The 11,800-nt window shown below is 38.3% G+C and carries 11 protein-coding genes; all 11 read left to right on the plus strand.

The features are described from left to right. The first annotated feature begins 13 nt into the window (after window positions 1–13). Window positions 14–1,192: a 2-methylaconitate cis-trans isomerase PrpF gene (gene prpF, locus EOK74_RS18190; RefSeq protein ID WP_133471537.1), complete on the plus strand. Its 1,179-nt coding sequence runs from the start codon at window positions 14–16 to the stop codon at window positions 1,190–1,192. A gap of 80 nt (window positions 1,193–1,272) precedes the next feature. Further along, the gene (locus EOK74_RS18195; RefSeq protein WP_275404776.1) at window positions 1,273–1,449 is read left to right on the plus strand and encodes a cysteine-rich CWC family protein; all 177 of its coding nucleotides are present in this window, start codon (window positions 1,273–1,275) and stop codon (window positions 1,447–1,449) included. Window positions 1,450–1,536: 87 nt separating this feature from the next. Continuing rightward, window positions 1,537–2,226 carry an SIMPL domain-containing protein gene (locus tag EOK74_RS18200; RefSeq protein WP_133471538.1) on the plus strand — a complete coding sequence of 230 codons (690 nt, stop codon included), beginning with the start codon at window positions 1,537–1,539 and terminating at the stop codon, window positions 2,224–2,226. A 35-nt stretch (window positions 2,227–2,261) separates the two neighbouring features. Beyond that, window positions 2,262–2,741, plus strand: coding sequence for a GAF domain-containing protein (locus EOK74_RS18205; RefSeq protein WP_133471539.1), 480 nt, complete (start codon window positions 2,262–2,264; stop codon window positions 2,739–2,741). Next, a complete protein-coding gene (locus EOK74_RS18210; protein ID WP_133471540.1) occupies window positions 2,742–3,032 on the plus strand; it encodes a hypothetical protein in 291 nt (96 codons plus the stop codon). A gap of 17 nt (window positions 3,033–3,049) precedes the next feature. Next, entirely contained in the window at window positions 3,050–3,694 is a 645-nt protein-coding gene (gene proQ, locus EOK74_RS18215) for an RNA chaperone ProQ (protein ID WP_133471541.1), read from the plus strand. 4 nt (window positions 3,695–3,698) lie between these two features. Continuing rightward, window positions 3,699–5,738 carry a carboxy terminal-processing peptidase gene (prc, locus tag EOK74_RS18220; RefSeq protein WP_133471542.1) on the plus strand — a complete coding sequence of 680 codons (2,040 nt, stop codon included), beginning with the start codon at window positions 3,699–3,701 and terminating at the stop codon, window positions 5,736–5,738. 65 nt (window positions 5,739–5,803) lie between these two features. Beyond that, a complete protein-coding gene (locus EOK74_RS18225) occupies window positions 5,804–7,144 on the plus strand; it encodes a sodium-dependent transporter (protein WP_133471543.1) in 1,341 nt (446 codons plus the stop codon). A gap of 37 nt (window positions 7,145–7,181) precedes the next feature. Further along, window positions 7,182–8,654, plus strand: a complete 1,473-nt coding sequence (nhaC, locus tag EOK74_RS18230) for a Na+/H+ antiporter NhaC (protein ID WP_133471544.1) — start codon at window positions 7,182–7,184, stop codon at window positions 8,652–8,654. 69 nt (window positions 8,655–8,723) lie between these two features. Continuing rightward, the gene (pepN, locus tag EOK74_RS18235; RefSeq protein ID WP_133471545.1) at window positions 8,724–11,306 is read left to right on the plus strand and encodes an aminopeptidase N; all 2,583 of its coding nucleotides are present in this window, start codon (window positions 8,724–8,726) and stop codon (window positions 11,304–11,306) included. A gap of 14 nt (window positions 11,307–11,320) precedes the next feature. Then, entirely contained in the window at window positions 11,321–11,542 is a 222-nt protein-coding gene (locus EOK74_RS18240; protein WP_133471546.1) for a DUF2835 domain-containing protein, read from the plus strand. Window positions 11,543–11,800: the final 258 nt, after the last annotated feature.

Below are 11,800 nucleotides of genomic sequence, written 5' to 3' on the forward strand. Positions count from 1 at the left end.
CTGGAGTGAAATTATGATTTTTAATCCTCAAATTGGCATTCCTGCAACCTATATGCGCGGTGGAACCAGCAAAGGCGTGTTCTTTAAACTAGATGATTTACCTGAGGACGCCCAGGTTGCAGGGACTGCTAGAGACAACTTGTTACTTAGAGTAATAGGCAGTCCAGATCCATATGGTAAACAGACAGACGGTATGGGAGGTGCGACTTCTAGCACCAGTAAAACTGTCCTTCTTTCAAAAAGCACTAAGACCGAACATGACGTAGATTATCTGTTTGGCCAAGTAGCTATAGATAAAGCCTTTGTGGACTGGAGCGGTAATTGCGGTAATTTAACCGCAGCTGTCGGCTCATTCGCCATAAGCAATGGATTAGTAGATAACAGCCGCATTCCCGATAATGGTGTAGCCGTGGTGCGTATTTGGCAAGCTAACATTAACAAAACTATTATTGCCCATGTTCCTATGGTTAATGGCCTAGTACAAGAAACCGGTGATTTTGAGTTAGATGGGGTAACTTTTCCAGCTGCAGAAGTGAAAGTAGAATTTGTTAACCCTGTGGATGGTGATGAAGCCATGTTTCCTACTGGTAACTTAGTTGATGAATTGGCTGTACCCGGTGTGGGTACCTTTAAAGCCACTATGATTAACGCAGGCATCCCTACAATATTTATTGAAGCCAAAGCACTAGGTTATCAGGGCTCTGAGTTACAAGAAGCCATCAATAGCGATGAATCTGCGCTCGCCAAATTTGAAACCATTAGGGCCTACGGCGCACTGATGATGGGGTTAATTCATAGTATAGACCAAGCAAGAGAGCGGCAACACACCCCCAAAGTTGCCTTTGTTGCACCGAGTTCTGCGTACCAAACCTCTAGTGGAAAATCGATTACAGGTAATGACATTGATTTATCAGTAAGGGCCATGTCTATGGGTAAATTACACCATGCAATGATGGGTACCGCAGCGGTAGCAATAGGAACAGCAGGGGCTATTCCCGGTACTTTGGTTAATTTAGCGGCTGGCGGTGGCGACAAAGACTCAATCATATTTGGCCATCCATCGGGAACCTTAAAAGTAGGAGCCGAAGCAAAATTTAATGAGGGGGCTTGGAGTGTTGATAAAGTATCTATGAGCCGCAGTGCCCGAAAATTAATGAAGGGAGAGGTTTATATTCCAGCAGATTCTTATTAAACTAGCTTGATAAGCTTACATTTAAAAAGACTATCCCTATTTGCCCTCAGCCTTCAGCAATTAATGCTTCAGTATGCCCTCTGTGCCACAAGGCCAATGAGTGCAGTGCAGAGCTGGGTAGTTGTTGGTGTTTTAACACTAGTATACCCGCCGGATTAAAGGCTCAACTCAATGAAAATGTAGATCCTAGATGTATCTGCCAATCCTGTGTTGCTATCTATAATAATGCTCCTGAAAAATTTACTTTTAAGAGTTAACTCAAAGAACTGACTATTTACAATTTGTTAAGTTAAGGTTCATAAAAATCCTTTAAGATAACTAGCTCGATTCAAAAAGGAATAGTTATGCGTATTATCACATTAGTTTTATTTTTAAGCTGCATTAGCCAAAGTCATGCTAAACAATCTCATTCGTCTGTAAATCTAACTCGGCAAATAGAAGTAACTGGAGTAGGGCAAGTATTTAGTATTCCAAACAGATTTAGTTTTTCGTTATCCTTAGAAGAAAAGGGCAACTCGGCCGCAGATTTGAATGGTGTGATGACAGAAAAGTCTACAAGGGTTATTAATGCATTGCTTAAAGTTGGTGTAAATAAAAAGTCATTACAAGCTCTGCAAGTTAGGTTTAATCCTTGGGTTGTATACAATAATCAAACACGTGAGCAAAAAGGTTTTATTTTAACCCGCACCTTTAATGTCACAGTGGATGATCTTCAAGTTTACGAGAAAGCCATTGATGAAGTGTTAAAGCTTGGCATTACCAGTATTTCAAATTTTAATTACAGTAGTAGTGAGTCTGAGGTTCACTATCAAGCGTCATTACGCCAAGCTTTATTGAGTGCGAAAGCTAGAGCTGAAGATATGGTGAAAACTTTAGACTTGAAATTAGGCAAGGTGATATCCATATCTGAGCAATCAGCAGGACAAGCTATGCCCGTTCAAATGCAAATGCGAGAGGCCAAGTCAAGCAGTAGTTACCAGCCTGGAGAAATGACAACCGAAACACAAGTTAGGGTGATTTTTTCTATAGAATAGCTGGATATCCAGATTAACACCTTAGGTTTTATTGAATGAATCAAAACAAAGAACAACAGTATGCTGAGTTAGCAGCCCAAGCAGAAGCCCTAGTTTCATCAGAAACAGACATGATTGCCAATATGGCAAATATTAGTTCACTTATTTATTGGGCATTAGCTGATGTTAATTGGGCAGGGTTTTATTTGCATAAAGAAGAGCAATTAGTATTAGGCCCTTTTCATGGACAACCAGCTTGTATCCGTATACCACTTGGTAGAGGAGTATGCGGAACTGCAGCCCAAGATAACCAAATTCAGCTTATTGAAGACGTGCATGAATTTGCTGGTCATATTTCTTGCGATGCAGCATCAAACTCTGAAATTGTTTTACCTATACTTAAAGACGGAAAAGTGTTTGGGGTACTAGACCTTGATAGCCCATTGGTTGCTAGATTTGATGAACAAGATAAAGTTGGATTGTCAAAAATAGTTGAAATCTTTGAAAAATCATTGAATTTAGAAGAAGGCAAGTAGATGAAAAGCTTAGTTGATATTCATGTTGCTCTTGCAACCGTTGATGACATGGATTTTTGGGAAGACCGAGCAGATGATGCCGCTGATAGACTCAATACTCTACTACACATGTTGTATGATCATGCTGATGAAGACATAAAAACTGACTCTTTGGAGAACATGATCCAATATATTTGGGAAAATTGGCGAGAAGATAGCCATTTACTCGATATTGATGACGATGATTTGTACGACTGGGTTGACCAACTTCTAGCAACTTGGGATGATGAGCACCAAGAACCTCGTAATTAACCAAACTAGAAGACTTAATGGACAATCCACAAAAATTTTCGAACAGCAAAGAAGTAATTAGCTTCTTAGTTGAGCAATTCCCAGCCTGTTTCAGTAGTAAAGGTGACGCAAAACCGTTAAAGATCGGAATATTCCAAGATTTGGCAGAACGTTTAGCGGAAGAAGAACGTGTAAGTAAAACATTATTACGCTCTTCTTTACGTCATTACACGAATAGCTGGCGTTATTTACATAGCATTAAGAAAGGTGCACAACGTGTCGATATTGATGGCAACGAAGTAGCAGTAATAGATGATGAACATGTAGAGCATGCACAAAAACAGCTTGAAGAAAGTAAAGCCAAAGTTGCCGCTAAACGCAAAGAGCAAAAAGCTGCAGGTTTAGACGTAAAGAAAAACTTCAAGAAGAAAGATGTTCCTAAATTTAAGCCCACATCCAAAGTTAAAAAGCCAAGCCAACCTAAAGAAAAGCAGCCACCAGCAGAGCGCCTCAATGATAGTCAAATCGTTGCAGGCACTGCGGTAACAGTAAAAGTTGGTAAAACGCCTATGCCTGCAACCATTACTGATGTTGCGAAAGATGGTATTCAGGTGCAACTTGATTCAGGAATGGTTGTCAAAGTGCAATTAGAAAACTTAAGGTTGGCTCGTACCAAGAGGTAATTAAATGATTAAATCAATTCGTGTATCGGTATTATCCGCATTAGTTATAGTAAGCACAGGCTCATTAGCGCTAGAAAGCAGTTTAGGTGTTAAAGATTTACCCGTGCTCACACAAGAATCGCAACATGTAGCTGCAGCTAAAAGAGTGTCATCTCAATTTTTGCGAGCCCATTACAAACAAATTGATTTAGATGATGAATTATCTGTAAAAATATTTGACCGTTTTATTCGTTCATTAGATTTTAATCGTAACGTTTTTACAGCCGAGGATATTGCCAAGTTCGCTGTAAATAGTAAAAAGTTCGATGATGCTATTGAAAGAGGCAATTTAAGTATTGCTTATGAAATATATCAGTTAAACATGCAGCGCCGGACTGAGCGTTATCAATTTGCCCTCAGCTTGTTAGATAAAGAGTTTAACTTTGAAGAAGCTGGTGACAAATTTGTTTACGACAGAGAAGATGCTGAGTGGGCAAAAAACGAAGCTGAACTTGATGAGCTTTGGCGTCAAAGAGTTAAGTATGATGCTCTTAATTTAAAGCTAGCCGGTAAAGATTGGCCAAAAATTCAAGAGCTATTAGCTAAACGGTACGAGCGAGCCATCAAACGCTTAACTCAAACCTCAAGTGAAGATGTATTTCAAACAGTGATGCATTCATTTGCTAGAAGTGTTGAAGCACACACCAGTTATTTATCACCACGCAATGCAGAACGTTTTCAAATGGAAATGAACCTTTCTTTTGAAGGTATTGGTGCTGTGTTATTGAGTGAAGATGATTACACAGTTATACGCAGTGTAGTACCAGGTGGTCCTGCTGATTTATCTCAAAAAATAAAGCCAGAAGATAAGATTGTTGGTGTGGCTCAAGATGAAGATGAGTTTGTTGATGTAATTGGCTGGCGCTTAGATGAAGTGGTTGAGTTAATTAAAGGGCCCAAGGGGAGTACTGTAAAACTACAGATTATGAAGGGCTCTTCTGAATCTACTGTTCCAGATGTTGTCACTTTAATTCGTGATAAAATTAAACTAGAAGACAGAGAAGCCAAATCTGAAGTTTATACGCCAAAAACAGGCCCCCACAAAGACCAAAAATTAGGGGTGATTGCTATCCCTTCTTTTTACAATAAGTTGCATCAAGATGTGCAACGAGAAATCGCAAACCTTACTGAACAAGGGGTTGAAGGTATAATCGTTGATTTACGTGGTAATGGTGGAGGCTCTTTGACAGAAGCTACCTTATTGTCAGGTTTATTTATTGATAAAGGCCCTGTTGTACAAATAAGAGATGGGGCCGGCCGTATAAGGTTAGAGCAAGATGTTGATGGTAAGGTTTTCTACGATGGTCCTTTGACTGTTTTAGTTGACCGTTATAGCGCTTCAGCCTCAGAAATTTTTGCTGCCGCTATGCAAGATTATAATCGAGCTTTGATATTAGGTGAACAAACTTTTGGTAAAGGTACGGTACAACAACACCGCCCATTAGGTCGTATTTATGACCTATATGAAAACCCTTTGGGTAGTGTGCAGTTTACTATAGCTAAGTTTTATCGCATTAATGGTGGCAGTACACAGCACAAAGGTGTGATACCAGATATTTTATTCCCATCAGTGATTGATCATGCTGATTGGGGTGAAAGTCAAGAAGATAATGCTTTACCTTGGGATAGTATTGCTCGAGCCAATTATACTACTTTTGGTGAAAACAAAAATGTAGTCGAAAATCTAACGGCACTGCATAAACAAAGAGTCAAAACTGAGTTTAACTATATCTATGAAGATATAGTTCGTTATAACCTTAAAAAAGAAGATAAAACTATATCGTTAGTAGAGTCCGAGCGTGTAAGCGAAAAGGCGGAAAACGAAAAGCGCGCTTTAGCAAGAACCAATGAACGTTTGGCACGGCTAGGGCTTGAAAAAGTGGAAAACTTAGATGACTTACCAGAAGAGTTAGACGAGATTGATGGATTTTTAGAAGAAGCGGCAAACATTACCTATGATGTTTTGGCTGCTGATGTATACGCAATTAATAGTAAACAAAAGTAAAACTCAAGGCCTCTAGTGGGGCCTTCAATTTATCTTTCATAAAAATAATAAGAAAAGGTTAATGCATGAGTGCACGCGGAGAATTTTCATCTCGAATAGGGTTTGTATTAGCCGCAGCTGGATCAGCTGTTGGTTTAGGTAATATATGGGGATTTCCTACACAAGTTGCTAGTAACGGCGGCGCAGCTTTTGTTTTAATTTATATTCTTCTCGCTTTTTTACTCGCTTATCCAGTATTAATGGCAGAACTTATCATTGGACGAGCCACTCGTTCCAATATGGTTGATGCCCTGAGTAAAATCTCAAATGGAAATATTCTTGGTAAAGTTACCGGAGTTTGGGGCTTTGTTACCGTTTCTTTAATTCTTTCCTTTTATGCACTTGTCGCGGGCTGGATGTTGTCTTATTTCTTGCAAACCATAAGTGATATGGCGGGCCAAGAGTCACTATCAACTTGGTTGGTAGCCTCTTCTTATACTCGAGATATTTTATTCTGTGGGTTATTTCTATGCTTAACCGCTAGCATAGTAACGGGCGGCGTAAGTAAAGGTATTGAAAAATGGTCAGTGCGTCTTATGCCAGCATTGTTTATTATTATTGCGCTGTTGATTATCTATGTATCTACTCTAGAAGGTGCAATGGATGGTTGGAAAGCCTACTTACAGCCAGACTTTAGCTTAATTTTAGATCCCAAATTACTCATTAATGCCATGGGACAAGCCTTTTTCTCTATGTCATTAGGCGTAGGGACCATGTTGGTATATGGATCTTATGTCAGTAAAAAAGAAAACTTACCTACCTTAGGTGCATCGGTCGCCTTGGTTGATATTGGTGTAGCAATACTCGCTGGTATGTTGATTATTCCTGCTATGTACGTGGCCTTACACAATGGTATTAAAATTTTTACAGATACCGGAGCACTTATCGATGGACCTAATTTAATTTTCGCTGTTTTGCCGTCATTATTCGACTCTATGGGTACAGTAGGGGTCTTTGTAGCCTTTGTATTTTTTGCCTTAATGTTAATTGCAGCGCTAACTTCTTCAATTTCTATGTTAGAAGTGCCAGTAGCATATGTAGTTGAAAGTAAGAGAGTTAACCGTAAAAAAGCGGTTTGGTTATTAACTATCATAATTTTCTTAATTAGTTCAACAATCGCTTTTAATATGGCAACCCTGTTTGGCTTAGTAATTGATTTAACAACTAAATATAGTCAACCTTTGTTGGGCTTAGTCCTCTGTATTTTTGCAGGTTGGATTTGGAAAAGAGATCAAATTTTAACTGAAATTAAACAAGGGAACGAACACGCAGAACAAAGCATATTTTGGAAGGTCTGGCCTTGGTATGTACGTTTTGTATGCCCCATTGTTATTGTAATAATGTTTTATCTATCCATTTTTGGATAAACACCTTTGTAAAACCCTTAGATGGACATAAGAATTCATGACTGAAGAAAAACAACAAGTAGAAGCGTCATTATCAGATGCTCTCATTCCAATAATCATTCTCATTACTTTGCTAGGCGGGTCAGTTTATTTATTTGGAGATAACTCATCCTTCGGGCCTAATCAGATCGCATTATTAATAGCAATGGGTATTGCCTCAATCATAGGGATTAAAAATGGTTACAGTTGGGATGATATTGAAAAGGGGATAATTAAAGGTATTTCACGGTCTCTTGGAGCTATCTTAATATTATTAGCTGTTGGCTCTTTGATTGGTACTTGGATGTTATCAGGCACCGTACCTACCTTGATTTATTATGGTTTAGACCTTTTAAATCCTTCAATGTTTTACGCGGCAAGTTGTTTGATATGTGGCATTATTGCTATGAGTATTGGTAGCTCATGGACAACCGCAGCAACTGTTGGTGTGGCATTAATGGGGGTCGCTATCGGAATGGGCATGTCAGAAGCCATCACCGCTGGTGCAATAATTTCTGGCGCATATTTTGGAGATAAAATATCACCATTATCAGAAACAACAAATTTAGCACCAGCAATAGCAGGTACTAATTTGTTTGAACATATTCAATATATGATGTGGACAACAGTACCTAGTATTATCATAACTCTTATTATATTTATGGTGATCGGCTTGGGTGCAGATATTCCCGATTCCAGTAGCAAGATTGAAGAAATGCAGGCTATCTTAGAACAAGAATTCAACCTTGGTTTTCATATGTTAGTGCCTTTGTTTGTATTATTGGCAATGGCCATAAAAAAAGTGCCGGCTTTTCCAGCCGTTGCTATTGGCGCTCTTTTAGGTGGTATCTGGGCCATTATTTTTCAAGGAGACGTTATAACAAACTTAGCTAGCGATGAACCAAGTGCCCTAAGAGCATCCATTATGGTAGTTTGGACCGCTTTATTCGATGGTGTATCATTTTCGACCTCAAGTGAAACTCTAAATGACCTACTTAGTAGGGGCGGAATGTCGAGTATGTTAAATACTATTTGGCTAATTATGTGTGCCATGACGTTTGGCGCAGTGCTAGAAAGAGTAGGGCTATTAAAGCGTGCAGTGACAGCATTTTTAAAAGGGGCTAAAGGTGCCGGTGATATGGTGACACGTACGATTTTAACCTGTATTGGTACCAATTTGATTACTGCGGATCAATATATGGCAATCGTTATGCCTGGAAGAATGTATAAAGACGAATTTGAAAAACGTGGTTTAAATCAGTTGAATTTGTCTAGAAGCCTAGAAGATGGGGGCACCTTAACATCACCACTTATTCCATGGAACACCTGTGGTGTTTATATGCAAGGAGTATTAGCAGTGAGCCCTCTGGATTACTTGTTCTATGCGTTCTTCAACCTAATAAACCCTGTACTTTCTATTATATATGCTTATTTGGGTATAAAAATACTCCGCATCCCAGTACCTGAAACAAATAAAGTGTCTAAAGCATAATTAAACAAAGGCCATTTAATAATAAATGGTCAGTTACCAAGCTAAAATCTGTAATTTCTCGAGCGCACCATGTCTACTATATCTGCAAATGTAAAAAAAAGAGCTGATTACCAGTCCGCTGATTTCACTATCAATAAGGTCAATTTAGAATTTGAATTGCACGCTACTGCGACTCGAGTAGTTTGCATTACACAAATTGAACGTCAAGGAAACCACCATAGGCCCTTAGTGTTAGATGGTGAAAGTCTAGAGTTGTTATCTGTTGCTATCAATGGCGTGGCACAAACAGATTATAAAATAGAACCTGATTCATTAACTGTACCTACTGAACTAGATAAGTTTGACTTGCGTGTTGAAAATATAATCAACCCTCAAGAAAATTCTAGTCTCGAAGGTTTATACCTGTCTGCTGGAGCGTTTTGTACTCAATGTGAAGCTGAAGGCTTTAGAAAAATCACCTACTTTCTAGATAGACCTGACGTACTAGCTGCTTACGACGTTAAAATAATTGCTGATAAAACCCAGTTTCCATTCTTGCTTTCTAATGGTAACAAAGTGGCTGCTGGAGATTTACCGGATAATAAGCACTTTATTTCTTGGCAAGACCCATTCAATAAACCTTGTTACTTGTTTGCATTAGTAGCTGGTGATTTTGACCTTTTAGAAGATACCTTTATAACCCAATCTAATCGAGAGATTGCCCTGCAGCTTTTTGTTGATAAAGGTATGTTAGATAGAGGTCCTCACGCATTAGAGTCTCTTAAAAAGGCAATGAGATGGGATGAAACAGAGTTTGGCTTAGAATACGATCTTGATATTTATATGGTAGTCGCTGTGGATTTTTTCAATATGGGAGCCATGGAGAACAAAGGCCTAAATGTTTTTAACAGCAAATTTGTGTTAGCGAATTCAGAAACCGCTACAGATGAAGATTACTTTAACATTGAAGCCGTTATCGGCCATGAATACTTTCACAATTGGACAGGTAACAGGGTTACGTGTCGGGATTGGTTCCAACTAAGTTTAAAGGAAGGTTTAACTGTGTTTCGTGACCAGCAATTTAGTGCTGATATGGGGTCACCTATAGTTAATCGTATTAAAAATGTGCGCGTGATCAGAGAACATCAGTTTGCAGAAGACGCCAGTGCTATGTCGCATCCTATTAGGCCTGACGAAGTCATGGAAATGAACAATTTCTATACAGTTACTGTGTACGACAAAGGTTCTGAAGTGATCAGAATGCTACATACTATATTAGGTAAACAAGGCTTTTTAGCGGGTATTAAATTGTATTTTGAACGCTTTGATGGTCAGGCTGTTACCTGTGATGACTTCGTACAAGCCATGGAAGATGCAAATGGTAAAGACCTAACACAATTTAGATTGTGGTATAGCCAATCCGGAACACCAAATATTGCTGTTTTTGACGAATACGACTCAGACACTAAAACCTACAAAATCACGTTTAAGCAAAGTCATAAAGCAACATTTGATCAGCAAGAAAAGCAAAACCTTGTTGTTCCTATTCAATTTAGTTTATTGAATTCAGGTGATAGCCAGCAACATACGTTAGAGTTAACAGCAACATCTGAAACCCTAGAATTTAAAGATGTTGGTACTAAACCAACACCATCTTTACTCCATAACTTTAGTGCGCCGGTTAAGTTAAGTTATCAATATAAGCAGTCAGAATTAGCCGATGTGATGGTTAAATCTCCAGATGATTTTGCACGCTGGGATGCAGGGCAATCTTTATTTAGTAAATGTATACACAAAGCAAGTGGGCTAACTGATGCAGAAGGTCAGCAATTAATAGCCGATACAGTTAAATATTTTGAAGAGGTGATTAATAGCAAAGACATTAAGGACGACCTTAAGACTGAGATCTTAACCGTCCCTAGTTTTGAAAGCTTGTTTCAACAAGCCGACTCAGTAGACATTGATAGTCTCTATAAAAGCCGAAAACAGCTTTTAACACAAATGGGGCAGACGTTTGAGACCCAATGGAATAATATTTATCACAACAAAACCAAACAAAAATATGCTTACAATCAAAAACAAGTTGAGCAGCGAAAGCTCACAAATTTGGCTCTTAAATACTTAAGCTTAGGGAATCAAACCTTAGCTAAAGAGCTTATAAAAGAACAATTTTCTAGCTGCGATAATATGACTGATTCATTGGGCGCATTAGCCGCAGCGCAGACTTGTGATTTGGATTTATTTGAAGGTCTGATGCAACGTTTTGAAGAAAAGTGGCATAGCGATCCACTTGTGCTTGATAAATGGTTTTCACTACATGCAAATACAGATAGGCATGATATTTTGTCGCGAATAGAGCTACTTATGAGCCATAGCCAATTTACGATTAATAATCCAAATAGGGTGCGAGCCTTAGTAGGCACCTTTGCATTTTATAATGTGAAGGGTTTCCATAATTTAAATGGTAGTGGTTATAAGTTTGTGGCTGACTACTTAATAAAGCTCAATAGTGTTAACCCTCAGGTAGCGGCTCGTGTCATTACCCCTTTGATTCAATGGCAAAAAGTAGACAAAACTCGTCAAGAGCTGATGCAACATCAATTAATGCGCATTGGCGATACTCAGGGGCTTAGTAAAGATTTATTTGAAAAAATATCTAAAAGTTTGCCTTAGGCAATGGCAACCTTATGCAAACATTCTATTTTACTTTATCCCTAAAATATGAAGAGTGTGAATCTTTATATCAACCAGGCATAAATACCGTTGTTATGACAGCAGACAACGGTAAACGAATTCAGCTACCCGTAAAAAATTTACGTCCCCATGTTACCCGCACAGGTATTAAAGGTCGCTATAGGCTTGTTATTAATAGTGACAATAAATTCCAAAGTTTTGAGAAAATAGCTTAAATTATTTTTGCATAATTATTTATCCAAATGTCCCCTAAGTGCTTATATAAACAGTTTTTCTTATATAAGTTGCATAGCTATGAATAATGTTAAATTTAGGTAAATTTAAAGCTTTTACTTGACGTTTATTTTAGCGAGAATATCAATACTTGAATAAAAAACTGTATAAATCTCAGTCTTTTGTCTAATCTTTTATTGTTTGTCATCTAGGTTACACATCATCTTAGTTGATAAATATTTGTATTAAAATTTTGTCAA

The organism is Paraglaciecola marina, from assembly GCF_004360155.1.
GTDB classification, from domain to species: Bacteria; Pseudomonadota; Gammaproteobacteria; order Enterobacterales; family Alteromonadaceae; genus Paraglaciecola; species Paraglaciecola marina.

Excerpts from the sequence above, each read along its gene's own strand:
- prpF (WP_133471537.1), top strand. The coding sequence starts at position 14 with ATGATTTTTAATCCTCAAATTGGCATTCCTGCAACCTATATGCGCGGT.
- EOK74_RS18200 (WP_133471538.1), top strand. The coding sequence starts at position 1,537 with ATGCGTATTATCACATTAGTTTTATTTTTAAGCTGCATTAGCCAAAGT.
- EOK74_RS18205 (WP_133471539.1), top strand. The coding sequence starts at position 2,262 with ATGAATCAAAACAAAGAACAACAGTATGCTGAGTTAGCAGCCCAAGCA.
- EOK74_RS18210 (WP_133471540.1), top strand. The coding sequence starts at position 2,742 with ATGAAAAGCTTAGTTGATATTCATGTTGCTCTTGCAACCGTTGATGAC.
- proQ (WP_133471541.1), top strand. The coding sequence starts at position 3,050 with ATGGACAATCCACAAAAATTTTCGAACAGCAAAGAAGTAATTAGCTTC.
- prc (WP_133471542.1), top strand. The coding sequence starts at position 3,699 with ATGATTAAATCAATTCGTGTATCGGTATTATCCGCATTAGTTATAGTA.
- EOK74_RS18225 (WP_133471543.1), top strand. The coding sequence starts at position 5,804 with ATGAGTGCACGCGGAGAATTTTCATCTCGAATAGGGTTTGTATTAGCC.
- nhaC (WP_133471544.1), top strand. The coding sequence starts at position 7,182 with ATGACTGAAGAAAAACAACAAGTAGAAGCGTCATTATCAGATGCTCTC.
- pepN (WP_133471545.1), top strand. The coding sequence starts at position 8,724 with ATGTCTACTATATCTGCAAATGTAAAAAAAAGAGCTGATTACCAGTCC.
- EOK74_RS18240 (WP_133471546.1), top strand. The coding sequence starts at position 11,321 with ATGCAAACATTCTATTTTACTTTATCCCTAAAATATGAAGAGTGTGAA.